This window comes from Streptomyces sp. NPDC042336, from assembly GCF_055581985.1.
The window spans coordinates 1-26,056 of sequence record NZ_JBVJEA010000022.1 but is presented as its reverse complement, the minus strand read 5'-3'; the positions used below and the strand labels follow the sequence as shown (position 1 = coordinate 26,056).

The 26,056-nt window shown below is 69.4% G+C and carries 20 protein-coding genes and 4 pseudogenes; 17 read left to right on the top strand and 7 right to left on the bottom strand.

Going from position 1 to position 26,056, the window contains the following annotated elements; all coding sequences use genetic code 11:
- The first annotated feature begins 83 nt into the window (after positions 1-83).
- The 5 genes and pseudogenes from ACZ6IM_RS33005 to ACZ6IM_RS32985 all read left to right on the top strand — a co-directional run.
- On the top strand, positions 84-2,969 hold the full coding sequence (locus tag ACZ6IM_RS33005; RefSeq protein ID WP_469561673.1) for a GH32 C-terminal domain-containing protein: 2,886 nt from the start codon (positions 84-86) through the stop codon (positions 2,967-2,969).
- A gap of 646 nt (positions 2,970-3,615) precedes the next feature.
- On the top strand, positions 3,616-5,829 hold the full coding sequence (locus tag ACZ6IM_RS33000; RefSeq protein WP_469561670.1) for an MMPL family transporter: 2,214 nt from the start codon (positions 3,616-3,618) through the stop codon (positions 5,827-5,829).
- A gap of 95 nt (positions 5,830-5,924) precedes the next feature.
- Complete coding sequence (locus ACZ6IM_RS32995; RefSeq protein ID WP_469561667.1) at positions 5,925-7,166, top strand: sensor histidine kinase; 1,242 nt, start codon at positions 5,925-5,927, stop codon at positions 7,164-7,166.
- Positions 7,163-7,891, top strand: a complete 729-nt coding sequence (locus tag ACZ6IM_RS32990; protein ID WP_469561665.1) for a response regulator transcription factor — start codon at positions 7,163-7,165, stop codon at positions 7,889-7,891. Before ACZ6IM_RS32995 ends, ACZ6IM_RS32990 begins: the two co-directional genes overlap by 4 nt.
- Positions 7,892-8,137: 246 nt before the next feature.
- Positions 8,138-8,215 (top strand): annotated as a pseudogene (locus tag ACZ6IM_RS32985) (5-formyltetrahydrofolate cyclo-ligase); the annotation flags it as partial.
- Positions 8,216-8,316: 101 nt separating this feature from the next.
- On the opposite strand, the gene ACZ6IM_RS32980 reads toward ACZ6IM_RS32985, so the two are convergent.
- Both ACZ6IM_RS32980 and ACZ6IM_RS32975 read right to left on the bottom strand, forming a co-directional pair.
- Positions 8,317-8,850: a hypothetical protein gene (locus tag ACZ6IM_RS32980; protein WP_469561822.1), complete on the bottom strand. Its 534-nt coding sequence runs from the start codon at positions 8,848-8,850 to the stop codon at positions 8,317-8,319.
- Between the two features lie 190 nt (positions 8,851-9,040).
- Positions 9,041-9,250, bottom strand: a pseudogene (locus ACZ6IM_RS32975) (transposase); the annotation flags it as partial.
- 439 nt (positions 9,251-9,689) lie between these two features.
- Between ACZ6IM_RS32975 and ACZ6IM_RS32970 the strand changes: the two are divergent.
- The 3 genes from ACZ6IM_RS32970 (at position 9,690) to ACZ6IM_RS32960 (ending at position 11,988) form a co-directional block, all read left to right on the top strand.
- Positions 9,690-10,031 carry a PadR family transcriptional regulator gene (locus tag ACZ6IM_RS32970; protein ID WP_469561662.1) on the top strand — a complete coding sequence of 114 codons (342 nt, stop codon included), beginning with the start codon at positions 9,690-9,692 and terminating at the stop codon, positions 10,029-10,031.
- A complete protein-coding gene (locus ACZ6IM_RS32965) occupies positions 10,028-10,984 on the top strand; it encodes a hypothetical protein (protein ID WP_469561660.1) in 957 nt (318 codons plus the stop codon). The genes ACZ6IM_RS32970 and ACZ6IM_RS32965 overlap by 4 nt, the downstream gene beginning before the upstream one ends.
- A 197-nt stretch (positions 10,985-11,181) precedes the next feature.
- Positions 11,182-11,988, top strand: coding sequence for a phosphatase PAP2 family protein (locus ACZ6IM_RS32960; protein WP_469561657.1), 807 nt, complete (start codon positions 11,182-11,184; stop codon positions 11,986-11,988).
- A 145-nt stretch (positions 11,989-12,133) separates the two neighbouring features.
- Here ACZ6IM_RS32960 and ACZ6IM_RS32955 read toward each other — a convergent pair.
- Positions 12,134-13,125, bottom strand: a pseudogene (locus ACZ6IM_RS32955) (aldo/keto reductase).
- A 117-nt stretch (positions 13,126-13,242) separates the two neighbouring features.
- Between ACZ6IM_RS32955 and ACZ6IM_RS32950 the strand changes: the two are divergent.
- The 9 genes and pseudogenes from ACZ6IM_RS32950 (at position 13,243) to ACZ6IM_RS32910 (ending at position 21,826) form a co-directional block, all read left to right on the top strand.
- Entirely contained in the window at positions 13,243-13,863 is a 621-nt protein-coding gene (locus ACZ6IM_RS32950) for a TetR/AcrR family transcriptional regulator (RefSeq protein ID WP_469561654.1), read from the top strand.
- Between the two features lie 360 nt (positions 13,864-14,223).
- Positions 14,224-15,240: a zinc-dependent alcohol dehydrogenase family protein gene (locus ACZ6IM_RS32945; protein WP_469561651.1), complete on the top strand. Its 1,017-nt coding sequence runs from the start codon at positions 14,224-14,226 to the stop codon at positions 15,238-15,240.
- Positions 15,241-15,266: 26 nt separating this feature from the next.
- On the top strand, positions 15,267-15,677 hold the full coding sequence (locus tag ACZ6IM_RS32940) for a cupin domain-containing protein (RefSeq protein WP_469561648.1): 411 nt from the start codon (positions 15,267-15,269) through the stop codon (positions 15,675-15,677).
- A 146-nt stretch (positions 15,678-15,823) separates the two neighbouring features.
- Entirely contained in the window at positions 15,824-16,507 is a 684-nt protein-coding gene (locus tag ACZ6IM_RS32935; protein ID WP_469561645.1) for an SDR family NAD(P)-dependent oxidoreductase, read from the top strand.
- Positions 16,504-17,040 carry a cyclophilin-like fold protein gene (locus ACZ6IM_RS32930; protein WP_469561642.1) on the top strand — a complete coding sequence of 179 codons (537 nt, stop codon included), beginning with the start codon at positions 16,504-16,506 and terminating at the stop codon, positions 17,038-17,040. Before ACZ6IM_RS32935 ends, ACZ6IM_RS32930 begins: the two co-directional genes overlap by 4 nt.
- 39 nt (positions 17,041-17,079) lie before the next feature.
- Complete coding sequence (locus ACZ6IM_RS32925; protein WP_469561639.1) at positions 17,080-18,342, top strand: MFS transporter; 1,263 nt, start codon at positions 17,080-17,082, stop codon at positions 18,340-18,342.
- A gap of 44 nt (positions 18,343-18,386) precedes the next feature.
- A complete protein-coding gene (locus ACZ6IM_RS32920) occupies positions 18,387-19,154 on the top strand; it encodes a glucose 1-dehydrogenase (RefSeq protein WP_469561636.1) in 768 nt (255 codons plus the stop codon).
- Between the two features lie 410 nt (positions 19,155-19,564).
- Positions 19,565-20,270 (top strand): annotated as a pseudogene (locus ACZ6IM_RS32915) (IS701 family transposase); the annotation flags it as partial.
- A gap of 320 nt (positions 20,271-20,590) precedes the next feature.
- Positions 20,591-21,826: a SpoIIE family protein phosphatase gene (locus tag ACZ6IM_RS32910; RefSeq protein ID WP_469561633.1), complete on the top strand. Its 1,236-nt coding sequence runs from the start codon at positions 20,591-20,593 to the stop codon at positions 21,824-21,826.
- Between the two features lie 445 nt (positions 21,827-22,271).
- On the opposite strand, the gene ACZ6IM_RS32905 is transcribed toward ACZ6IM_RS32910, so the two are convergent.
- The 4 genes from ACZ6IM_RS32905 to ACZ6IM_RS32890 all read right to left on the bottom strand — a co-directional run bounded on the left by ACZ6IM_RS32905 (position 22,272) and on the right by ACZ6IM_RS32890 (position 25,831).
- Positions 22,272-22,496, bottom strand: coding sequence for a hypothetical protein (locus tag ACZ6IM_RS32905; RefSeq protein ID WP_469561630.1), 225 nt, complete (start codon positions 22,494-22,496; stop codon positions 22,272-22,274).
- Between the two features lie 764 nt (positions 22,497-23,260).
- Positions 23,261-24,151, bottom strand: a complete 891-nt coding sequence (locus ACZ6IM_RS32900; protein ID WP_469561627.1) for a hypothetical protein — start codon at positions 24,149-24,151, stop codon at positions 23,261-23,263.
- Between the two features lie 230 nt (positions 24,152-24,381).
- The gene (locus ACZ6IM_RS32895; RefSeq protein WP_469561624.1) at positions 24,382-25,146 is read right to left on the bottom strand and encodes an IS5 family transposase; all 765 of its coding nucleotides are present in this window, start codon (positions 25,144-25,146) and stop codon (positions 24,382-24,384) included.
- Positions 25,147-25,297: 151 nt separating this feature from the next.
- Positions 25,298-25,831 carry a VOC family protein gene (locus tag ACZ6IM_RS32890; protein WP_469561621.1) on the bottom strand — a complete coding sequence of 178 codons (534 nt, stop codon included), beginning with the start codon at positions 25,829-25,831 and terminating at the stop codon, positions 25,298-25,300.
- Positions 25,832-26,056: the final 225 nt, after the last annotated feature.

Genomic DNA, 26,056 nt, shown 5'->3' with positions numbered 1-26,056 from the left:
GCACCGGCCCGGACCGTGCCGCGTCCGAGGGCCGACGTCCTTTTCCACCCGATCAACCCAACCCCACACCCACGGAGGTTCCCATGCGAACCCGTGCACCATCGAGAGCCGCGACCAGGCACAGCCTGGTGCGTCTGCTGCTCGCACTCGCGATATGCCTGGGCCTGACGTCACCCCTGATGACGCAGACCGCCGACGCGGCCGAGACCAGCCTGTCCAACCCCGACTTCGAGTCCGGCGACCTCAGCGGCTGGACCACCACCGGTACCGCCTTCACCGGAGCGGTCACCGACGACCCGGGCTGGGACTGGGGCTGTTGCTTCAACCAGCAGGGCTCCTACCACCTGTGGGGGTTCGCCACGGGCGGTGACGCCGCCACCGGGACGGCGACGTCCGAGCCGTTCACCCTGACCGGTACCGGCATGGTCAGCGCCCTGGTCTCCGGGGGCCGCAACGAGAACGACCTGTACGCGGCCCTGACAACCCTCGACGGAACCGTTCTGCACAAGGCCACCGGGACCGACGACGAGGCGTACCGACGCGTCACCTGGGACGCCCGCGAGCACCTCGGCGAGCAGCTGCGCGTCACCGTCGTGGACAAGGCCACCGGCGGCTGGGGCCACATCAACCTCGACGACGTCCGCGTCGGCACCGACCCCGCACCCGATCCCTCCCAGCGGGGACTCGCCGCCCACTGGGACTTCAGCGAGGGGAAGGGCACCACGACCAGGGAGAAGGTCAGCCAGGCCGCCGACCCCATCAGCTACGTCTTCAACGACGCGCAGTACAAGCCCGACAGCGACCCGCTCTGGCGCCCGAAGGACGAAGCCGACGGCGTGCTCTCCGGCGCCCTGTTGTTCGACGGCTACTCCACCTGGGTCACCCGCGCCGCAGCCCAGACGCAGCTGCCCACCGACGGCCTGACCGTCGAGGCGTGGGTCGCGCCACGTGCGTTCGAGTGGGGAGACGAAGGCAAGCCGTCCGCCGTCGTCAACCAGCAGGACAAGGCGGCCAAGCGGGGCTTCTCCCTCGGTGTCGGACGGCACGGCAGGTGGCAGTTCGGCATCGGAACCGGCGACGCGTGGCACGAGGTGACGGTCCCGAAGCAGGCGGCCCTGGCCGCGGGCGAATGGGCACACCTGTCGGCCGTGTTCGCGCCGGGCGAGGGCGCGATCAGACTCTTCCTCAACGGCGAACAGGTCGCCCAGACCACCGTCCCCACCGGCGCACGGCTGGCCACGGCCGACGTCCCCCTGATCATCGGCCGTCACAACCAGCCCGCCATCATCAACGGCACGTTCGCCGTCAACATGTTCAACGGGCTCATCGACGAGGTGAAGATTCACGACAGCGCACTCACTCCTGCGTCGGTCACCGCCGGTCACCAGAAGGACGTACAGAGCTTCGCGGGCGGAACCACCCCCAAGGCCCGGATGGAGATGGACCGCTCCCGGTACGACGGTGACCGCTACCGTCCCGGCTACCACTTCACCGCCCCGAACCACTGGATGAACGAACCGCATGCCCCCATCCAGTACAAGGGCAAGTACCACCTCTTCTACCAGCACAACTCCCACGGTCCCTACTGGCACAACATCGCCTGGGGGCATGCGGTGAGCGAGGACCTGGTCCACTGGCGCGACCTGCCCGTCGCCCTCGCGCCCACCGAGGACGGCGTGGCCCCCGACGGGGTCTGGTCCGGTGACGCCGCCTACGACGAGAACGGCGTGCCCGTCCTGCTCTTCACCGCCGGCAACGACTCCCAGCGCCCCAACCAGGCCACCGGCCTCGCCCGCCCCGTCGACCCCGACGACAGCGACCTGGTCGAGTGGAAGATGCACCCCACCCTCGTCACCAGCCAGACCGCCGACCTGAACGTCGGTGCCGGACGCAAGGTCCGCTTCGGTGACTTCCGCGACCCCTTCGTCTGGAAGGAGGCAGACACCTGGTTCCAGCTGATGGGCTCCGGCGTCCAGACCACCGACGGCAAGGACGTCGGCGGCACCGCGCTCCTCTACACCTCCAAGAACCTCACCGACTGGACGTACTCGGGCCCCCTGATGACCGGTGACGTGGCGGCCCACCCCAAGACCGGCCAGGTCTGGGAGCTGCCCACTTTCCTGCCCATCGGCAAGGACGCCCAGGGCCGCGAGCGCCGGGCCCTGCTCGTCAACCCGGCCTTCCCCGCCGGTCCCGGCGAGTACAGCAGCAAGTACGTCTACTACTGGGTGGGCACCTGGGACTCCCAGGCCCGCCGCTGGACACCCGACACCACCGAACCCCGGCTCATGGACTACGGCGACCACTTCACCGGACCCAGCGGAACGGTGGACGACAAGGGACGCTCCCTCGTCTTCAGCATCGCCCAGGACCGCCGCACCGAACGCGCCCACTTCGACGCCGGCTGGGCCCACAACGCGGGCCTGCCCATCGAACTGTCCATGCGGCCCGACGGCGACCTCGGATTCCGCCCCGTGGAGGAGGTCTCCCGCCTCCACACCGGCGAACCGCTCCTGGACATCAGCACGCCGACCTCTCTCACCGACGCCAACACCCGACTGGCCGGCATCAGGGGGGACATGCTCCACATCAAGCTCACCCTGGAACGCGGCAGCGCCGACACCTTCGGCCTCGACGTGCTCCGCAGCCCGGGAGACGAAGAACGCACCCGCCTCTTCTACGACGCCCCCGCCGGACAGCTGGGCGTCGACCGGACACGCTCCGGGAACAACTCCAGCGCCGAACCCGGCTTCGGCATCCACAAGGGTCCGCTGGCCCTCTCCGACGGCACCCTGACGCTCGACGTGTTCCTCGACCGCTCGATGGTCGAGGCGTACGCGAACAACCACAGGTCCATCACCACCCGCGCCTACCCCTTCCGCCAGGACTCCCTCGGCCTGCGCCTCTTCGGCGAGGGCAGCACCGTCAAGTCCATGACCGTCTGGAAGATGGGCAACATGACCGACTGATCCAGGCGCTCGGCCTCACACCGGGACGACAGCCCGGCCCGTAGCCTGGCCGCTGCAGCCCCGAGTCCTGGGCTCGGGGCTGCAGGCGTTCAACTGCTGCGTAGTGTGCGGCTTGAACATCGCTCTGCACGGGTCGGCGATCGCGAGAGGGTGACACACCTGCACGGCCAGGCGCGCGGTCAGCCGAGCCACACCGTACTCGTCGGCCAGATGTTATTCCGAGAGACGGGGCCTGTCCGGCGCCGGCTCTGGACTCACGCGAACCCCTACGGCCGGTTCGAGCTCGACATGAACTCTCAACTCGCCCTCACTACGGCCGCGGGGGCCCGAAGTCGCTGTTCGACGCTGCGGTGGGATGGCTGCGCGAGCGACGGGGGCTGCTGCCAGGCGTGAGCACGCTGGCCTGTCTGGTGGCCGTTGTGCGGGAGGCGGCGAATCAGCGGCTGAAGAACTCCTCCAAGTGGGGCGACCCGCGGGCCTGCCCCGCGACCTGAGGCCGACCCGCTCTCGTCCCCGGGTGGGACCCGCGAAGGGCGCAGTACTGCGGATTCAGTACCGCGCAGTGTCGGCAGCCGGACGACGACAGGACACCCCCCTCTTCAGGAGTCTGGAGGCACCTTCGAGACCTGGATGTGGAGACCTCCCCGTGGCTGCTTTTCTGTATCGAATTGGCCGCTTGTCCTTCAGGCGACGCTGGACCGTCGCCCTTGTCTGGGCCGCCGTGCTGGCCGCCGTAGGACTCGCCGGCATGACCGCGCCGGAGGCGGAGGAGGAACCCTTCTCCATGCCGGGGATCGAATCGCAGGAAGCCTTCGACCTGATGGAGGAGCGGTTCCCCGGCGCCGCCGCCGACGGCGCCACCGCCCGCGTCGTCTTCGTCTCGCCCAACGGCGAGAAGGTCACCGCCACCGAGAACAAGAAGGCCGTCAAGGCCGCGATAGCCGAACTCGGGGACGGCACGCAGGTCGCGAGCACCGTCGATCCGTACGAGTCCGGCGCGGTCAGCGAGGACGGCTCCACCGCGTACACGACCGTGACTTACAAGGTCGACGCCTCCGGACTCACCGACGCCAGCCGCAGCCACCTGGAGGAGTCGCTCGAGCACGCCCGTGACTCCGGGCTCGCCGTCGAGGCGGGCGGGGACGCCATGGAGGAGATGGGCGGACCCAGCGGCACCGCCGAGGCGATCGGCATGTCCGTCGCCGCGGTCGTCCTGCTGCTCACCTTCGGCTCACTGGCCGCCGCTGGACTCCCACTGCTCACCGCGCTCATCGGCGTCGGCATCAGCCTGTTCGCCATCACGGCCCTGGCCGGCCCGCTGGGCCTGACCGACACCACGAGCACCGTAGCGATCATGCTGGGCCTGGCCGTCGGCATCGACTACGCCCTGTTCATCGTCTCCCGCTACCGGGAGGAGCGCGCCAAGGGGCGGACGCCCCAGGAGGCCGTCGCCCTCGCCACCGGCACCGCGGGCTCCGCCGTGGTCTTCGCCGGGCTCACCGTCGTCATCGCGCTCGCTGGTCTCTCCGTCGTCGGCATCCCGATGCTGACCGAGATGGGCCTGGGCGCGGCGGGCGCGGTCGTTGTCGGTGTCCTCATCGCGCTGACCCTGGTCCCGGCCTTCCTCGGCTTCTGGCCCAACGCCGTACTGACCCGCAAGGACCGAAAGGCCCGCCGAGCGGGCGGTACGCCGCGGGAGACGCGCAAGGTCAACGGCGGCGCCCGCTGGGCGAGTTTCGTGCTGCGCCGCCCGCTGCCCGTGCTGCTCGCGGCCGTCGCGGGCCTCGGCGCCCTGGCGCTGCCGATGACCGACCTCCGGCTCGGTATGCCCGGCGACGAGGCCATGTCCACGGAGACCAGCCAGCGGCGGGCCTACGACGCGCTCGCCGAGGGCTTCGGGCCCGGCTTCAACGGACCGCTGACCGTGGTCGTGGACGCCAAGGACGCCGACGACCCGAAGGCCGCGGCCGAGACCGTCTCCGAGCGGATCGGCGGCACCGAGGGCGTGGTGTCGGTGTCCCCGGCCCAGTTCAACGAAGCCGGTGACACCGCCGTCTTCTCCGTCGTCCCCACCACTGCGCCGACCGACCAGGAGACCAAGGACCTGGTCAGCTCCATCCGCGGCGACCGGCCCGGCGTCGAGTCCGAGGCCGGGGCGACCTTCGAGGTCACCGGCACCACCGCGATGAACATCGACGTCTCCGAGAAGGTGCAGTCCGCGCTGGTGCCGTACCTGCTCGTGGTGGTGGGGCTCGCCGTGATCCTCCTGCTGGTGGTCTTCCGCTCGATCCTGGTCCCGCTGAAGGCGTCCGCCGGCTTCCTGCTCTCGGTGCTCGCCTCGCTCGGCGCGGTGGTCGTGGTCTTCCAGCAGGGCCACGGCGCCGACCTGCTGGGCGTGGAGACCACCGGCCCCATCATGAGCCTGATGCCGATCTTCCTGGTGGGCATCGTCTTCGGCCTCGCCATGGACTACGAGGTGTTCCTGGTCTCGCGGATGCGCGAGGCGTACGTCCACGGCGAGCGGCCCGCCCAGGCCGTGACCTCCGGGTTCCAGCACAGCGCCCGGGTCGTCGTGGCCGCCGCGCTGATCATGATCGCGGTGTTCTCCGGGTTCATCGGGGACGGCGACGCCATGATCAAGATGATCGGCTTCGGCCTCGCCTCGGCCGTCCTGCTCGACGCCTTCGTGGTCCGGATGGCGATCGTCCCGGCCGTCCTCGCCCTGCTCGGCGAGCGGGCCTGGTGGCTGCCGAAGTGGCTGGACCGGATCCTGCCCCGGGTCGACGTGGAGGGCGAGGCCCTGACCCGCCCGACCGAGCCCGAGGCGCAACCGGCCGAGAAGGACCTGACCCGCGCCTGACCGGATACGCGGGAGCCGCCCGAGGCCGTCCCAGCGACCAGGGCGGCTTCGCATCGTCCACCATGGATGCCAGCCCCTCACCGAGAGAGCCGACCATGAGCAGCAGCCTGGAGCGCTACACCGAGCGCGTGGAACAGTACGCGTCGCGCTTCCCGCGCTTCCCCCGCTTCCTGGACTTGACGATGGTGCTGGCCCTCATCGGCTGCGCCTTCTTCGGCACCCACCTCAGCCTCCCCGGTGTCAACCGCCCGGACACGGGCAAGTCGCTGGAGATCATGCTCGGCCTGTCCTGCTTCGTCCTGCTGAAGTACCGCACCCACACCCGCACGGTCGTGGTCGTGGTCGCCGGGGTCACCATCGCCGCCATCGCGCGCGGCTACCTGCTCACCCCGATGCTGCTGGCCCCGCTGCTCGCCGCGATGTACTGGCTGGCCGTCCTGTGCGACCGCCGGACCGTCCGCCTGTACGCGCTCGTCGTCACGGTGGCCCTGCTGACCGTGAACCTGTTCTCCGACGGCATGCGCGACCTCTCCCCTGTCCTGACCGTGGTCGGCCCGGTGTTCTGGATGGCCCTGCCGCTCGTCGGCGGCAGCCTGGCTCGGCTGCGCGGCGACTATCTGGAAGCGGTCAAGTCCCGCGCCGAGCACGCCGAACGCACCCGTGAGGAGGAGGCCCGGCTGCGGGTCACCGAGGAGCGCATGCGCATCGCCCGCGAGCTGCACGACGTCGTAGCCCACCACCTGGCTCTCGCCAACGCCCAGGCCGGCACCGCCGCCCACCTCTCGCGCAGCAACCCCGAGCAGAGCCAGAAGATCCTCGACGACCTCACCGGCACCACCTCCTCGGCGCTGCGCGAGCTCAAGGCCACCCTGGGCCTGCTGCGCCAGGACGACCGCCCCGAGGGCGAGGGCCTGGAACCGGCGCCGGGACTCGCCCGCCTTCCCGAGCTGATCGACTCCTACCGCTCGGCGGGCCTGGAAGTCGTCGTCCACCAGGAGGGTGTGCGCCACCCGCTGACGCCGGGCGTGGACCTGACCGCGTACCGGATCGTGCAGGAAGCCCTCACCAACGTCGCCAAGCACGCCCCCGAACGCGCCGCCCACGTAAGCTTCACCTACGCCGACTCCCGGCTGCTCATCACCGTCAGCAATGACGGCCCGGCCACCGCCACCGCCGTCAACGGGGCATCCGGCGGCTTCGGGTTGCGGGGCATGCGGGAGCGCGCCCAGTCCATCGGCGGCGACCTGTGGGCGGGCCCCCGCCCCGAGGGCGGCTTCGAGGTCACCACCGCGCTGCCGCTGCAGCCGTCCGCCGCCGTCGAAGGAGAGTCTCCATGACCGTGAAGGTACTGCTCGCCGACGACCAGGCCCTGCTGCGGGCCACGTTCCGCATCCTGATCGACTCCTGCCCGGACATGGAGGTCGTCGGGGAGGCGTCCGACGGGGCGGAGGCGCTGGAGCTGGCCCGCACCCACCACCCGGACGTGGTACTCATGGACATCCGCATGCCCGGGACGGACGGCCTGTTCGGCACGGCGACGATCTGCGCCGATCCGGCGCTGGCGAGCACCCGGGTGCTGATCCTGACCACGTTCGAGACCGAGGACTACGTCGCCCAGGCGCTGCGGGCCGGGGCCAGCGGCTTCCTCGGCAAGGACGTCACCGCTGACGTCCTGCTGGCCGGCATCCGCACGGTGGCCTCCGGGGAGGCGCTGCTCTCCCCCGGCGCCACCCGGACTTTGATCACCCGCTTCCTCACCTCCCCGGACCCCCGCACCCACCTGGCACCCCCGGAACAGCTCGCCGACCTCACCGGACGGGAACGGGAAGTGATGGCTCTGGCGGCCGAGGGCAAGTCCAACACGGACATCGCCGGGCTGCTGGTGGTCAGCCCGCTGACGGTACGAACGCACATCCACCGCGCGATGACGAAACTCAACGCCCGCGACCGGGCACAGCTCGTCGTCATCGCCTACCAGACGGGCCTGGTGCAGGCGGGAGGGGACAGCGGGGCCCCGCCGAGGCAAAGGAGCTCCAATACACGCGACGGCATTGCCGGCTGAGGCTTCGTCGGCGCCGGCCTGTCCGAACGGTGACCGAGCCGCGGCCGGACCAGCCCGCCGACAGCAACCCGGCTGCGCCGTCGGACTCGGGGCCGGTCAGCCGTTCCGCTTAAGGGAGCCGCGTGACCTGGAGGCCCACCCAGCCGGCACAGTTTCCTACGGCCACATCACCCGCTTGTCCCAACGGCAGTCGGTGCCCGCATACGTGCGGCGGGAGCACGGCGAGGCACCGGATGAGGCCGTCCGGGACCCGTCGACCTTGAGGTCGCGCTGTTGATCGAGGCGGGCCTCGTCACGGATCGGACGGTGATCGTCGCACCTGTCCTCCCGTTCAACTGCCAGGTGGCAAATGATTTTTACCGCAACAGATGCGACAACTCGGGCTAGTACTCCGGCCGTAGTTCGTGATCATGGCGAGTCGCCGGTCATGGCCCGTAGACGAGATCCGTACCCCCACTGGCCTCAATCAGCCAGGACAGCGAACCGCTGCCGAAGGGCCAACCCGTGGTGGCCACCTGCACCCAACCGCCCGACTCGTCGGTTCCCGCGTGCCACCACCACCAGCTGCGGTCATCTCCCATTCCCTCCTCGGTCGGGTCGAAGTAGTACAGCCATCCCGAGAGCGTCCACGGTCCCTGATCGACGGCCGCTCTCTCCTCTGGCGTCATCGCCCGCCGTTGACGCAGCCACACCTCCATGCCGAAAGGCTCGCCGTGCTCCGGTTCCGGAGTCTCGGGCGCGCACCGCTGGATGAACCAGTTGGGCAGCAGCTGCGGCCACAGTTCATCTGCCGGCCACTCAGCCATCGGCGCGACCACGCACGTGAGTACCGCACGCGCATTGGCTATGACCTGGGCCGGATCCTCGGCAGTGAACCGGCAGCGCACGCGAAACACCCGGGGCTCGTCGTCATCCTCAACCCCTGGTCCAGACCGAAGACGCCGCAGCTCACCTGTCATGATTTCCACGGTGAGGAAGTATGCATCGGCACCGACCTCGCGACATCTCGATATCGCCACCGGGCAGGAGACACGAGCCTCCGCGGCTGAATAGTTGCTCGCCGCCGGTAAGCGGCAAGCTCGGGCGCGGGCTTGGTGTCGGCGTCGCCAGTGTGACCAGCACAGGCGGTGTGCGACGTCGTGGACCGGGCACGTAGGCGCGCACGTTGTTGCGGACCGCGTCGGCGTCCCACTTCGCACGATGCAGCAGGTGCTGCATGCCGTCCGGAGTCGCATCGCCCCCGTGCTCGGCCAGCGTCCGGCAGTTCTTCCTCGGCACGTCCGACAGCAGGCCAAGCACCAGCGCCGTTGCGCGACGTCGGGGTTCGCCCCGAACAGACCGGCCCGCCACGCGGCCCATCAGCTGGTCGACAAGACAAGGCTGGCCCGCGCCCATTCCTCGTCACGGCCGGCCAGCGAGTCATGCGGCCCTCGGTCCGCGTCAGAGCTGAAAGCTCAAGGCAGAGCTGAGAGGTGATCCGGACAACCGGCTCGGACGACGAACAGCAAACGGCCCGGTGGCCGCAGTCGAGCCGGCCCACAGCGGCCATCGGCCAGCAGCCACCTTCACACGGGAGGTGGAATTTTGCAGGTCAGGCCGCCCCGAAACCGTCCGAGCCCTTCGTCGGGGACACAACGAGCCAACCGTCCGACAGTGGCATGTTCCGCCGGACACCCCCGAGGAGACCGCCGTCGCGCCCGCCAGCCGGGAGAGGGAGACGCTCGCCGCAGGCGTGGAGACGCTGCCGGGTCACCCAAGAGTGGCAGATATATTGCGTACCTCGATATATGCTCGGCGCATGACCAGACAGAATCCGCCCTTGACGGAACCGCAGTACTTCATCCTCGCTGCGCTCATGGATGGCCCGTTGCACGGTTACGGCATCATCAAGGCCGCCGAGCAGGCCACCGACGGGCGGCTCCGGATCGCTGTCGGCACCCTCTACGGCGCGCTGGAGCGGTTGGAGCGAGCCGGGCTGGTGGCCCCCGGCGACGAAGAGATCGTGGACGGGCGGGCGCGGCGCTACTACCGCCTCACCGAGGACGGCACCGAGGCGCTCGGCAGGGAGGCACTGCGGATGCAGCAGGCGGCGGCCTTCGTCATCGGCCACTCGCGGAATACCGGAGCAGCCCCGGCATGAATCGTCTGCTGCTCGCGGCCTACCCCGAGCCCTACCGTTCCCGGCACGGAGATGAAGTGCTGGCCTGCCTGGCCGAGGCGTATCCCGGCCGCTCCTGGCCACCGCCGCGGGAAGCTGCCGCCTTGGTGCGCGCCGGGGTGCAGGCCCGCGCCCGTGCCACCGCTGATGACACCACTCGGCCGTGGTGGCTGGACGGCATCCACATGGCCGCCCTCGTTCTCGCCGCGCTGGCGCTGGTCCCGTACCTGCAGGATGTGTGGCACTGGGCGCTGCACATCGACCCCGGACAGCACGCCATCGCCTTCCGCTTCTCCGGCTGGTACCCGTGGGCCGAAGGCCCCGGGCGGATACGGCTACTGCCCTACGGGCTGCTCCCGCTGGTCTGCCTGATCGCTCTGCTGCGGGGCAGAGTGTGGGTCGCGCTGCCGGCCGCGGCAGCCATGATCTGGGCCGGCGCCACGTCCCACGGCCGTACCCTCTTCGGCGACGAGGGCAAGGCGGGCCTGGGCTACTACGGTCTCGGCACCCCGATAACGGCCCGTGACCTGGCGCTCTCGGGGGCACTGTGCGCCGCGTGCGCCGTGCTGGCGCTCTGCCGTCCCAGCCGTCTGCGACGCCGCTCGTACCGCTGGCTGGCCCCCCTCGTGCTCGCCTTGTTCGTTGCCGGGAGCCTGCACATCATCTCCGTGAGTCCGACCTTCCAGCGCGGCCTGTTCGCCCTCGAAGTCACCGCGCTGATCGCGGCATGGGTGGCGACGGACGCCACCGGCGACCACCGGTGGCTGATCCCCGTCGCAGCGGTCGCGATCATCCGCACACAGGCGATCGTCGCCCGGCCGGACGCCTTCATGCAGTCCTTCCCGGACCTGGTCGTCCTCATCCTGCTGACCGCGCCCCTCCCCGCCCTGGCGTTCACTGCCCAGCGGCGGCAGGGACTGGCACGCACCGAATAGGAACGGACCCCGGTGGGCCGACCGAACCCGGTGGCTCCCGAAATGCCGCAAGACGCGCGTGACCGCCCCCCAACGGAAGAAACAGAGAGATGACCCAGCACCATTCTTCATCCCTGCCCGCGCACCGTCCGGGGACCTCAAAGCAGGCGCCCGAGGCCCCCGACGACCCCAGCCCGTCGCGTACGACACGGCCGTGGATGCCGGCTCTGCTGTACTCCCTGGGGTTCCTGACGGTCTACCTGCTCGCCGTCTGCACTCCGTGGGGGCAACGAGCTGAGAACGCCCTGTTCGGTCTCGGTATACAAGGGGGCGAAGAAGCATGGATCTACCCCCTGTCAGGATCGGCCTACGGCTCGACGCCCATCCCGCCGCTGGAACTGAGCGCCGAGCCCACCGTGATGGCGGGCCTTGCCGTCATCGTGGCCCTCACCCTGGTGCGGCGGTGCTGGCGGCCGGGGTGCGCGGCGCTTGGGGTCGTCATTCTCACGATCGGAGGCAAGGAGGTGTTCAAATCGACCATGCCCCGCCCCGATCTGGTAGGCGCTCCCGAGAATCTCCTTGATCAGGGTTTCCCCAGCGGGCACACGGCCATCCCCGCCGCGCTGACCCTCGCCGCCGTCCTCGTGGTATCCCCCCGCATCCGCCCCTACGTCGCCACGGCCGGTGTGCTGTGGCTCGCCTGCATCGCCGCCGCCACCGCGACCATGGGCGGCCACCGGCCCAGCGAAGTACTGGGAGCCACACTGCTGGCCTGTGCCTGTTACTGCCTCGCAACCTGGCTGCTGCCGCCGGCCGCCGCGCCAGGCGCCACGCGGACCCCTCGTGCGCTGCCCGTCGTCACCCTGACGTCGGCACTGGCCGTCGCCCTCGTTTGCGGCGCACGGAACGACACCCTCACCAGGTCACTGGTCTCCGCGGCGACGGCCTTCATATGTGCGTTCCTGGTCTGGTACGCCGCAGTCGGGCGGCCCGCACAGACCGCACGCCGCACCCGTCCCGCATAGTGCAGGTCCGGGCGATAGACGATGACGAGGTCTGCCGCGGATGATCCGCAGGGGCATCGGGGCCGGTGGTGACCTGGCGGCGGGGCCAGATGGTGTCGCCCTTGGCCGCCGCGCCCGGCCTCCCGTGCGCGGGTGATGGCGAGGGTCAGTCCGTGGTGAAGCTGTGCAGTGCCGCAGCGGGGTATCGGCCGCCTGCCGAGCCGTGGGGAAGTATCTCAGTGATGCGGGCCAGATCGGCGGCGGAGAGCTGGACGTCGAGGGCGTCGGCGTTCTCCTCAAGGCGCTTGGCACTGCGGGTGCCGGGAATGGGCACGACGTCCTCGCCCTGGGAGAGCAGCCAGGCCAGCGCGAGTTGGGCCGCAGTGATGCCCTTGGCGGCGGCCAGACTCTTGAGCTGTTCGGTGGCGTGCAGGTTGTAGGTGTAGTTCTCGCCCTGCCAGCGCTCGTCCCAGCTGCGCATGTCGTCTCGGCGTACTCGCTCGCGGGCTTGACCTGGCCTGTGAGGAAGCCGCGGCCGAGCGGGGAGTAGGGCACCAGACCGATGCCGAGCTCCCGCAGGACGGGAAGGATCGCATTCTCCACCTCCCGCTCGAACAGCGAGTACTCCTGCTGGAGCGCGGAGACCGGGGTGACGGCGTGGGCACGGCGGATGTACTGAGGGCCGACGTTGCTCAGTCCGAAGTACTTCACCTTGCCTTCGGTGATCAGTTCACCGACCACGCCGGCGACCTCCTCGACCGGAATGGTGGGGTCGGAGATGTGCTGGTAGAAGAGGTCGATGTGGTCGCTCTGGAGGTAGCGCAGGCTGTTCTCGGCGACCTTGCGGATGTTTTCCGGGCGACTGTCGAAGGCGGAGCCGATCGGCTGGGCGGTCACGTCGAAGCCGAACTTGGTGGCGAGGACCACCTCGTCGCGGAATTCCTTGACCGCCTCGCCGAGGAGGACCTCGTTGCTGCCGGTACCGGCGCCGTACAGCTCGGCGGTGTCGAAGAAGTCGATCCCGAGTTCGTGGGCGCGGCGGATGGTCGCGATGCTCTCGTCCTTGTTCGAGGGACCGTAGGCCATGGACATGCCCATGATCCCCAGGCCGAGCGCCGAGACGCGCAGACCCTGAGAGCCCAGATTGCGGTGCTGCATGAGTTCACTCCCTCTGTGTTCGCCGGTTACGGAGGTCAAACCGAACCGTTCTGTTTGACTCTATGGCCGATCGTCCGCGATGCCAAACCGAACGGTTCGGTGCTTTATCCTGGGGCCATGTCCCAGTCCCGCGACTCCGGCCAGACCGCAGCGCCCGCAGCCGCCGGCAGCGACACCCGCGAGCGCATTCTCACCGCTGCCATGGAGGAGTTCGCCCGCCACGGCATCGCCGGCGCCCGCGTGGACCGCATCGCCAGGCTCGCCAGGACCAGCAAAGAACGCGTCTACGCCTACTTCCGCGGCAAGGAAGCGCTCTATGCCGCCGTGGCCGCCCGGGAGTACGTCGTCATCGCCGAGGCCACCCAGATGGACCCGTCCGACCTCCCTGGCTACGCGGGCCGCCTGTTCGACTACTTCGTCGCCCGACCGGACCACCACCGCCTGATCACCTGGGGCCGCCTCGAACTGCCGGGCACCGCGGCCGTTGCCGACGATCCCACCCAGGCAGTGATCGCCCGCAAAATCGGCCAGCTCCGCGAGGTGCAGCAGGCTGGACAGCTCGACCCCGCCTGGGACCCGGCCGACGTCCTCGCCCTGGTCAATCAGATCGCCATGACCTGGGCGGCACAACCCGAACTCCGCGAGGCCGCCGTCGCACACGCCGTGGACCCCACCACCGCCGCCCGCCGCGCAGCGGTGGTGACCGCTGTCGAGCGGCTTTTCCCCCGAGCGCGCTGAGGTCCCCGGGCCGGCGGCAGCCCTGCCCGACTTTCGCGAACGGCGCGACCGCCCTTGCCTCTCGCCAAGGGGCACATCCTGCTGACGAATCGGCGCCTTTGGGCCGGACGGTTGTCCGTGCTTTTGAGGGTACGTCCCGCACGCGGCCATTACGTCCCGCAGGCGGCCATAGGGACGCACTGCCGGTACACCCCTTGTCAGTGACTCGCTGCGCGCGTGAAGAGGGCGTTACCTGGAAGGCGTGGTGCTTCTCCTTCGGCCACCAATGCGGCGAAGGCGCAGCTCCACACCCCGCTCGGGCGGTCCGCCGACCGAGGCTCTGGGGCCCGTACCTGCAACCCGTAGGCAAAGGAACCTCTCATGCGCGGCGCAGTGATCCACTCCCCTGGCGACATCCGCTTCGAGACTCTGGAAGAACCGAAGATCGAGCACCCGACCGATGCGGTCATCCGCACCGCGGTGACCTGTGTGTGCGGGTCGGATCTGTGGCCGTACCGGGGGTTGGAGCCGACCGATCACGCCCATCCGATGGGCCACGAGTACGTCGGCTTCGTGGAGGAAGTCGGGTCCGAGGTCACCTCGGTCAAGCCGGGCCATTTCGTGGTCGGCTCGTTCGCGACCTCCGACAACACCTGTGCGAACTGCCGCAACGGGTTCCAGTCGAACTGCCTGAACCGCGAGTTCATGTCCACCTGCCAGGCCGACTACGTCCGGATCCCCAACGCCCAGGGCACCCTCGTGGCCACCGACGGTGTGCCGGACGAGCGGTTCTGGCCGGGGCTTCTGGCCGTCTCGGACGTGATGGGCACCGGCTGGTGGGCCGCCGATGCCGCCGAGGTCAAGCCCGGCTCGACCGCCGTCGTCGTCGGCGACGGTGCGGTCGGCCTGTGCGCGGTGATCGCCGCCAGGGAACTGGGTGCGGAGCGCATCATCGCCATGTCCCGCCACGAGTCCCGGCAGAAGCTCGCCCGGGAGTTCGGCGCGACCGACGTCGTCACCGAGCGCGGCGAGGAAGGCGTCGCCCGGATCAAGGAGATGACCGGCGGGATCGGTGCGGACAGCGTCCTGGAGTGCGTCGGCACCGCCCAGGCCATGCAGCAGGCCCTCCACTCCGCCCGCCCCGGTGGCAACGTCGGCTTCGTCGGCGTCCCGCACGACGTCGCCATCGCCGGCCAGGAGCTGTTCTTCTCGCACGTCGGCCTGCGCGGCGGCCCCGCCCCGGTACGCCGCTACCTGCACGACCTGATCGACCGCGTCCTGTCGGACCGGATCGACCCGGGGAAGGTCTTCGACCTCACCCTGCCCCTGGACCAGGTCGCCGAAGGCTACAAGGCCATGGACGAGCGCCGCGCCATCAAGACGCTGCTCAAGCCCTGACCTCTTCTCTTGGACAAGGTGCGACTGTGCGGATCACCCGCAGCCCGATCGACACCGTCAAGGGTCCGGCGGACTGGTTCACCGGCGAGGTGTGCATCGACGCCGTCGCCGCGGCGCCCGCCCCCTCCCGGGGCACCGCGTCCCTGGTGCACTCCGTGCCCGGCGCCCGCGCCCACTGGCACCGCCACCGGCTGGGCCAGACCGTCTTCGTCACCGAAGGGATCGGCCTGTACCAGCGCAGCGGCGACCCGGTGGAAGTCATCCGGCCCGGCGACCGCCTCCTGTCCGAGGCCGACGAGGAACACTGGCACGGTGCCGCCCCGAACCGGCTCTTGGTCCACCTGGCCCGCAACGAGGGCGCCGACGACCACGACGTCGTGGACTGGCTGAGCCCCGTCACCAACGCCGGATACGCCGCAGCCCCGGCCACCGGCTGAATCCGGGCACCCGGTTCAGGTCGCCGTGGGCTGCACGACGTCGACGAACGCGCGCCATCAGACCCACGCCTCGCGCATCCCACCGCTCTTTCCACGGGCCACCCTGATGCGGCCCGCCCGCCCCCACGTTGTTGAGGAGAACTACCGTGACCACCTTCGCCCTCGTCGGCGCCGGCCCCGGCCTGGGGCTGGCTGCCGCCCGCCGCTTCGGCAAAGCGGGCCACAGCGTCGCCCTCCTCTCACGCAGCGCCCAGCACCAGGACAACCTGGCAGCCGAACTGGCGAGTGAGAACATCCATGCCCGCGGCTTCACCGCCGACGTACTCGACGCCGCCTCCCTCACCGCAGCCCTGCGCGAAGCCGCGCACGCGCTGGGACCCGTCGAGATCCTCCAGTACAGCCCGGTACCCCGCGTCGACTTCATGAAGCCCGTCCTGGACACGACCGCAGCCGACCTGGACGACCCGCTGGACTTCTCCGTAAAGGGGCCGCTCACCTGCGTGAACACGGTCCTGCCCGGTATGCGGGAGCTGCGCCGGGGCACGCTGCTGTTCGTCAACGGCGGCAGCGCGGTACGCCCGCACCCGGACCGGGCCGGCACCTCCATCGCATTCGCCGCCGAGAGCGCCTACGCGGCGATGCTCCACACCGCGCTCGCCCCGGAGAACATCCACGCCGCGCAGCTCATCGTCCCCGGCGCGATCAGCCCCGACTCCGCGACCTCCAGCCCCGAGGCGCTGGCCGAACGGCTGTACCGCCTGCACACCGGCCGTGAGGGCTTTCGCCACTACGCCGAGCCCATGCCCGACCCGCAGGGCGGCACCCCATGACCTACACCCTTCGCCGTGCCGTGATCGCCACCGCCGTCACCGGCGTACTGCTGGTGACCGCGACCGCCTGCTCCGACGACTCGCCCGCCGAGCAGGCGGCCACCGACTCCGCGTCGTCGTCCGCGTCCGGGCAGCCGCAGACGTCGATGGCGGCAAGCGCGTCCGGCTCAGACAGGAGAACTCCGATGGACATCCGCGTCACCATCGACGGCCGGCCCGTCGACGCGGCGTTGAACGACAGCCCCGCCGCCCGTGACCTCGCCTCCCTGCTCCCGCTCACCCTGGATCTGGAGGACTTCCACGGAACCGAGCGGATCGCCGACCCGCCCAGGAAGCTGACCACCGACGGCGCCCCCGAACCGACCGCGGCAAAGGCCGGAGACATCGCCTACTTCGCGCCCTGGGGCAACCTCGCCATCTTCTACAAGAACGGCCCCGCCGCCTCCGGAGATCTGCTGATCCTCGGCCACATCGACGCCGACGCCGACCAGTTGTCCGGGGCCGACCGGATCACCATCGAGGCCGCCTCCTGACCTCGCCCAGCCCCTCCTCGTACGGAAAGAAGTCTTCGCATGCCCTCCGTCACCGGGTCCGCCCCCGAGTCCGCTCCAGGCCGACTGCCGTTCGTCGTCTGGGTGCTGGCCGCCGGCACGTTCCTGATGGGCACCACCGAGTTCGTCATTGCCGGACTGCTGCCCGAGATGGCCGCCGACCTGAACGTCAGCGTGTCGCACGCGGGTCTGCTGATCACCGCGTTCGCCGTCGGCATGATCGTCGGCGGGCCCACGATGGCCATGGCCACCCTCCGTCTGCCCCAGCGCCACACCCTCGTCGGCGCGCTCGCCGTCTTCGCCCTCGGGCACGTGGTCGCCGCGCTCAGCACCTCCTTCGCCGTGGTGCTGGTCGCCCGGGTGGTGACCGCACTGGCCACCGGGGCGTTCTGGGCCGTCGGCTTCGTCATCGCCACCACCGCCGCCGGGCCGGCGAGCGCCACACGTGCGGTCGGCGTCATGATGGGCGGCCTCACGCTGGCCAACGTCGTCGGCGTACCGATCGGCTCGTTCGTCGGCCAGTACACCGGATGGCGCGGCCCGTTCTGGGCGCTGGCGCTCCTCGCCGCCCTGTCCGCCGCGTTCGTCGGCCGGTTCATCCCGCGCACCGAGCAGCAGGCCGGGGTGTCGGTGCGGGCCGAGGTGCGGGCCCTCGGGCAGGGACGGCTGTGGCTGGCGCTCGCCGCCGCGGTGCTGATCATGGGTGGGGTGCTGGCGACGTACACGTACGTCACTCCGCTGCTCACCGACCGGGCGGGCATCCCCGCCGGGGCCGTGCCGCTGGTGCTGATCGCCTTCGGGATCGGAGCGCTGGGCGGTACCGCGATCGGCGGGCGTCTGGGGGACCGTCGCCCGATGGCCACGACGATCACCGCGTCGGCGGCCACCGCCCTCATCCTGCTGGCCCTGATCCCGGCCTCCAGCAGTCCGGTGGCCGCCGTGGTCCTGGTCTTCGGCATGGCCGCGGCCGGGTTCACCGTCAACCCGGTCGTCACCTCCCTGGCCGTCCGCTTCGCCGGGGATGCCCCCACCCTCACCTCGGCGCTGACCACCTCCGGCTACAACACCGGCATAGCCGCGGGTTCCCTCGTCGCGGGCCGGGCCCTGGACTCCTCGCTCGGCCTGACCGGACCGGCCCTGGTCGGCGCGGTCTTCGCCGCACTCACCCTGCTGCCGCTCATCGCCCTCGCACTCAGCGGCACCGGCCATCGCACGCGGATCGTCGCCCAGCGCGCTGCTGCGGCCCCTGCGCCGGACGACGCCTCCACACCGGCACCCCACTGACATCCGCCCGGACGAACCCGTTCCGCCATCGAGGAGAGACCCGCATGTCCGTCACCTACGACTTCACCGGCCAGGTCGCCTTCGTCACCGGCGCCTCCTCCGGCATGGGCCTGGCCACCGCCCGCGCCTTCGCCGCCTCGGGAGCCGCCGTCGCCCTCGCCGACATCAACGGGGACGCCGTGAACGCTGCCGCCCAGCAACTCGCCGAGGCGGGCCATCAGGTCCTCGCGCTGGTCTGCGACGTCACCGACGAGGCCCAGGTCGCCGCCGCCGTCGACCGCACGGTCGGAGTCTTCGGCCGGCTCGACATGGCCTACAACAACGCCGGGATCATGCCCCCGCCCACGGACGCCGCAGACGAGGGCGCCGAGCAGTTCGACCGCGTCCAGAACATCAACCTGCGCGGCATCTGGGCAAGCATGAAGCACGAACTGCGCCACATGCGCGCCCAGGGCAGCGGGACGATCGTCAACTGCTCCTCCCTCGGCGGCCTGGTCGGCAACCCCGGCCGCGCCGCCTACCACGCCACCAAGCACGGCGTGATCGGCCTGACCAAGAGCGCCGCCCTCGAATACGGCTCCCGGGGTGTCCGGATCAACGCCGTCTGCCCCGGCACGATCAGCACTCCCATGGTCGACACCATGGTCGAACGCGGCGAGCTCGACCGCGGCCAGGCCGAAGCGGGCCAGGCCATCGACCGGCTCGGCACCGCAGACGAGATCGCCCAGGCCGTGCTGTGGCTGTGCAGTGACGGCGCCGGCTACGTCACCGGCATCGCCCTGCCCGTCGACGGCGGCTACACCGCCCAGTAACCACCCCGGGCCGGGTACGACACGACGCCCGCGCCCCACTCACCTACGAACCGAACCCGCGTAAGCGTCCTGGCCGCCAGGAGGCCACCCGGCCATGACCGCTCCCGCGCGGGCGCAACCGCTGTGCTGCTGGCCCTGTCCAGGACGCGAAGGTCTCCGCACATGCCCACCGAACCCGTCCCGCAAGAACCCGTCGCCATACCCGCCGACCCGAAGTCGCGCAGAGCGCCGACCCGACCGATGTCGGCGGGTCGGTCGGCAGTGTGGCGCAAGCATCCGGGAACGGCGTCGGTGCGCCGGCACACCATGCCGGTCCCTGAGCCGCTGAAGCCCGAAAACACCGCCATCGTGTTGATCGACCACGCGGTCGGCTTCGCGAATCTGTTGTGCTCCGACAACCTCGGCACACACGTCAACAACGTCGTCGCACTGGCCAAGACCGCGATGCTCTTCGAGACCAAGGTGGCCATGGCCAGGGCGATGGTCCGCCGTGCGATCGCGGACTGGATCCTGCTTCGGTGGGTGACCGCGGGTGCCGCCTACGGGTGCAGCAAAGGCTGGCGCTCCGAGCTGGAGCGGGCGGACGTCTTCCACGTCATGGCCACCATCCGGCACGACACCGCGGTCACCCGCTGGGCACTCGACCACACCGTCCACGACCTGTTCAACGGCCTGCTGCGGCAGAAACGAAAGCGCCGTTCCTGCGGCAACGGGGCTCACAGCCTGTGGATCTACGACTGGGCACGCGTCGCAGTGCCACCCTGGCACCGACCCGACCGCTGCCACCACTGGGGTGATCGCCCGCCGCAGCGTCACCCGCCCGCAGGAGATCTCCTACTACATCACCTGCTGCCCCGCCCAGACCACCCTGGATGACCTGATCCGCATTGCGGGCAGCCGGTGGGCCATTGAGGAGTGCTTCCAGAGCGCGAAGCAGGAATGCGGTCTGGACGACCACCAGGTCCGCCGCTCCCTGGCTGGCATCGCCCCGTGACCCCCGCCATGGCTGCCCACGCCTGCCTGACCGTCCCGAGAGCCCGAGAACTGGAGTCGGACAAAGCAGAAACGACTCCTCCCAGCTCATCCACCTCGGCCTCGGCGAGATGCGACAGCTGATCACCCGCTTCACCGACCGTCGGCCCAGGCCTGTCGAGCACACCCTGCACTGGCCGACCTGGCACCGACACCGACAACACCAGGCCCGCAACAGTCACTGCAGACAACGCGGACACATCCCCTGACCTGGCCATCAGCCACGGCAAGCACCGTTGCAGTACAGGCGCTGTTTCTCCGATCACGGGCGAAGCCAGACCATGAAGGGCCCGTCCTGCGGCACACGGCGTGACTGCCCTGACATCCCCCATGGCCGTTCAAGATTTGACCCCCCACCTGGCAGTTCGCAAGGTGGTAGATGAGGGCGGAAAGGGGCCGCAGCTGTGAGCAGTGCGCCGAGCGAACTTCCCCGGCTGCTGACGGCAGCGGAGACAGCGGCACCGGTGGACGCCGTCAGCGTCATCGCCGAGCATCTACGACGACGTTTCACGGCAAGAGAGATCTCCTTCCTGATCGTGGACCTGACAGGGAAGGCAGTGGCACGGCTGTCCACCTCAGATGTGGGCGGCGGGCGGGAGGCGGAGCGGATTTCCCTGTTCGGCAGCGTCTACGAGCAAGTGCTCCGCACCCAGCGTCTGTATCAAGAGGTGACTGGCCAGGGGCAGCGGATGATTGTTCCGGTCACCAACCGAGGGGACGCCATCGGGCTGCTGGAACTGCTGCTGCCGGCCGCCCCCGACGAAGGCGTCCTGGAAGGGGTCGGGGAAGCCGCCCACGTCCTGGCCTACATCGTGATCGCCAACGGGCGCTTCACCGACCTCTACACCTGGGGCAAACGCTCCAGACCCCCCACACTGGCCGCGGAAATCCAGTACCAGTTGCTGCCCCCGTCCCTGTCGTGCGAAGCCGCGCAGTTCGCACTGTGCGGAAATCTCGAGCCTTCCGAAGACCTCAGCGGCGACACCTTCGACTACGCACTGGACCGCGACACTCTCCATGTGTCGGTAACCGATCCCATGGGACACGATATCGCCGCCGCCCTGGCCGCCACCGTCCTGGTGAGCGCCCTTCGCGGCGCCCGCCGCGCGGGAGCCAGCCTCACCGAGCAGGCACACCGCGCCGACCGGGCACTGGCCGACCACGACCGCGGCCACGCCACCGGCCAGCTACTGCGCATCAACCTGCACACCGGCCTGGCCCAGCTCGTCAACGCCGGCCACCCCTGGCCCCTGCGCATGCGGAACGGAACCGTGGAGGAGATCCCCTGCGAAGTGGACCCGCCCTTCGGGTTGTCCGTCATCGAGCCCCACCCCTACCGGGCCCAGACCATCGACCTTCGCCCCGGTGACCGTCTGCTCATGCTCACCGACGGTATGCTCGAACGCCACGGGGAGGACATCGACTTCCCCCGGCTGTTGCAAAGCACCAGGGGCCTCCATCCGCGGGAAACCACACTGATCCTGACGTCCGCGGTCCGTGACGCCGCCGGCGGACGGCTCGAAGACGACGCCACCGTGATGTGCCTGGACTGGCACGGCACCCGCGAGACACAGCGACACGTCAGCTCCGGCGCGGACACCCGGCAAGCCTCCGCCAGCCGCCACAAGCAGGAACCGTGACCCGGGACCCCCCCCCGACGTCCGAGCTCGCCCCCGCCACTCCCCCGAAGGCGTCCTGAACCCTCACACGCAGCCGACCACCGGGACGCCTCAAGAACCCGTGCCAAGGAGACAGTACGAGATGTCTGGAGAACCGTCCCAGTGCGGTTCAGCGGCAGCTCCGGCTGGCGGGTCGGGGCCAGGAAGAGATACCCCGTGCGCGTCCGATGGCGAGTAGCGGGTGCACAGGTCCGCGCCCACGATTCAGTGCGTGGAGCCGCATTCAGTGCGGCGCATGAGGTGGTCCAGGTAGGCGGCGTAGTGAGCAGCGTATGGGTAAGCGCCCCAGGCGATGTCCATGCGTGCACTTTCCCGTTACCGTCCCCCCTTGTCGCGGACGCACTACGCCGCTGCGTATACGCCGGTGTGCAATCGCACGTCCCATGGCTCGAATGAGGCGGCTGGGTCAGGCGGCACGGAAATCGTGAGCCCGGCCGCCGCGCCACTCCACCCACCGCCGGTCATCCAGAACGGCTTCCGCGTCCTCGATGCCGGCGCCCTCGAGGAAGACCACCAAGTCGTGATCGCTGTAAGCGGTGCCGAGAATCTCATCCCGGCCGTGCCGGTGCACGCTGACCCGTCGGCCCCCGGAGACCGAGGGCCGCTGCACGACGATGGGCGCACGGCTCACCCCTCCAGGGTGCTCCTGCCGGCCCGGAAACGCGAGCAGAGCGGGAGGTTGCAGCAGGGGCTGCTATCGGCGGAGCCGCTGCAGCTCTGGCGGCGGTGATTGCAGGGAGAGCGGCACGCGGCCCAGGCGAAACGCTCCCTGGCCGCCAGCTCCATGCCACTCATGCTTCGGCGGCAGCAAACGTGTGCAGCCCCCGGCGGGCCGCCCGTCCGAACCTCTGAGCAGAAATGATGAAACTGCACTGACACGAACTCGCATTCGTCGAAGTTCGATGGCGCACGATCAGGGTTCGATGACGCAGGACAGTTGTCCTGGCTGCCACGAGCGACCGTCTCGAACGAAGAATAGAACACCAGCCGCTCCGTTCCCGGTATGTCTGCTTCCCCGACCGCCGCTCGTAGGCCCGCAGCGATGCCCTCCCTCATCTCCGGGAGACGAGAGCGGCGACGGACCGGCATCCCGTGATCCCAGCACAGACCCCCCAGCGCGGCCCTGCACCCGGGAAGCCACGAGGCGCGCGGGCGCATCACCGTCCAGCAGGGCGCATACGTACTCGATGACTTCCGCGGGCGTCAGCATCGGCAGCCTCTGGCGCAGTGTCCGCACAGCGTGCATGCGTCCGTGCGTAGCGGCGACTCCGCAGAGCACACCGGCCGGCAGGCCACGTATTCGAGCGCAGTAGTCGTCCTCCCACTCCCCGGTTGCCGCGGGACGACGCGGATCCCTCGGCGCTGCCGCCTTCTCAGCTGTGCCGAGGGAGGGCTTCACTCGATGAAGACCTTCACGGAGTCGGCGCTCCCGCCGTTTCGGTTGACGCCGATGAAGAAGTCGCTCCCAATGTGGGTAACATCTTCGATCTCGTCGGTCAGGTTGTTCCCCGGAATTCCGATATCGCTCTCCACGTCACCGCCGGACCAGTTGTACTGGTACACCCAGTTCCATCCGGTTTCGGGTGTTGAAGTGTTGATGGACTTGGTATTCCAGATGTAGTTCTCGGAGCAGTCAATGCCTTGGTCGGAACGATTGTCGTGACTCGTCAGGTTGCTCTTCACCAGCGTCCAACCGCTCGTCAGCGAACCGGCACCGGGATGGGTCCACAGGTTACCGGCGCGGCGGGCAGCATATTTCCCGGCTCCGTCGGCCGCCGTCGCGCTGTAGCAGAAGCCACTGATATTGCCGATAGGCAGATGGACTACCTCGCTCGCGCCAACAGATCCCGCCGAGTTCAGATGGATGATCGTCACGGCGTCGCTCGGGTACGCCGATTGACTTCCTTGGGTGGCAATCAGGACAGGACCCTGGCCTCGATAGTCCGGATGGTAGGCGAGGTCGTTGCCATGGCCGAGTGCGGGTATGGAGGTCGGCGCCCCGGCGCAGGTCCAGCTGGCACCGTCCCAGGTTGAGCCGTCGCGCAACCATCTGGACAGTACCGGCTCTTCCCCGCCCGCCTTGGTGAAAATGATGTAGAGCTGACCGTTGGGCCCCGCGACCATGCCTTGCATGACAGTACGGCCTGCCCTGCATGCACTGCTGTTCGGGATGTTCAGCCGTTCCGTCCCACTCCTGTCTGTAGCGGCGTAGGCGGACGTTGTCGAGGAAATGGCGATTCCGGTCAAAAGTGCCAGTGCGGACGCGAAGCTCAGTAGTTTCTTCACTCGGCACCCCTCCTTTGTGGATAACGGGAGGAGGCTAGCATTTGACGCCCACCTTGCATCCGAGATGGCGTCAACTTGCCGCAAAGTCAATGGTTATGACAGCCAGCCAGCGACGCATGCTGGGCACATCGTTCAGGGTGGCGGATCCCGCTCTCGCGCCCTGTCCCGGACCTCGCGGGCCGGGCCGACGGGCCGCACAGGCGCCCGGATGCACTGAGCGTTTTCCGTCCTCAAGCTGAGCTGACCTGATGCAGGCAGAGGACGGCCTGGACGAGGACCGTGATGCGGGTGGTCGAGCAACGGAGCCGACGAAGGAGTCGCCAGGACTTGAGGGTGGCGACGGCTTGCTCGACGAGCGCCCGCATCTTCGCGTGGGATCGATTGACGGCCTGCTGCCCTGCAGAGAGCGTCTCCCACCGGCCGCGGTAGGGAACACGGACCGTGCCTCCGGCGCCCTGGTAGCCCTTGTCTGCCCAGCAGTTGACGTCGGCTGTGGCAAGCGTGCCGATGATGCCGTGCTCGCGGGCCGCACGGACGTCGTGGACGGCTCCGGGCAGGGCCGGCGAGGCCCACAGCAGGCGGCCGGAAGGATCTGCGATCACCTGCACGTTCATCCCGTGTTTCTTGTGCTTGCCCGAGTAGAAAGGCCGGTCGGCGGCGATTCGGTCGATCGGCAGCAGCGTCCCGTCCAGCAGGACGAACGCCTTCATCGACACCGCCCGGACCGCCTCGGCGAGCGTCGGGGCAGGGGCGGCCAGAGCCTCAACTGCCTCGGTGACGTAGCGGTAGGCAGTGGTGGTGCCCACGCCGAACCCGGCCACGAGCTGCACATACGGATGACCGTTGCGGAGATGGGCGAGGGCGAGCAGAGCCTGCCGACCTGCGCTCAGGCGCCGCCACCGGGGGGCGAGACCACGGCAGTGTTCCCGCAGACGGACGGAGAGGAAGCGGAGGGCAGAACTGGACACGTCCAGCCCGGAGGGGTGAACAATCACGTGAAGCCTCTAGTAGAGACGGATTTCTTGGTCGAAAACCCATCTACCAGGGGCTTCACCCCTGTGTCAGGCCCACCCGCAAGCTGCCGAAGCAGAAAGAAGACGCTCCTTGGCTACCGGTCTGGCGCATGCGAACCCCGACATCGCGGGTTTAGCTGGTTGTCCTGACGGGTGCACTGCTGCGCCCGTGGCGTCGACCGCTGAGCTCGGCGTCGAGCGTCTCCTGAGCCACGCGCATGACCTCGGCGTATACGGGGTCCTGCAGCCGCTTCCACATCTCGCCCTCAGAGACGTCCTCAACGCAGCTGACCACCCACCAGATATTGCCGAAGGGGTCCTTGATGCGCCCTCCGCGCTGTCCGAAGGCGTCGTCGGCCAGGGAAGTGACGACATAGCCGCCCGCTGCGACGGCCTGGGAAAACGCCTCGTCCGCATCGGCGACAAATACGCGCAGCAGGCTCGGCATGGCGGGCCAGTCCGTGTGTCGGTCGAAGGCCAACACGACGGTGTCGCCGACTCGGATCTCAGCGTGACCGATCAAGCCCTCCTCGGTCGACACCCGCCCGAGTTCCTCGCCCCCGAATGCCTGGGTGACGAAGTCGAGGAAAGCTCCCGTGTCGTCGGTGACGACCCAGGGCGCCACGGTGGTGTAGCCCTCCGGCGCGGGGCTGGTCTGCTCGGGCATCGCGGTCCTTTCGCTGATGTTGGTTGCCAGCAGCGACGCTAGGCGTGAGCTAGGTCGGCTTCTGTCCTAGACAGCAGTGAGCTGGAACGCGGGCCTTGACCCCGAATCCTGGACACGGGTTACGCGGCTGGTGCCAGCGTAGTTGGTGTGAGTTGGAGGGCGTCCTCGAAGGCGATCGGTGATCGTTGTCCGAGGCGGGAGTGTCGGCGTCGGGTGTTGTAGCGG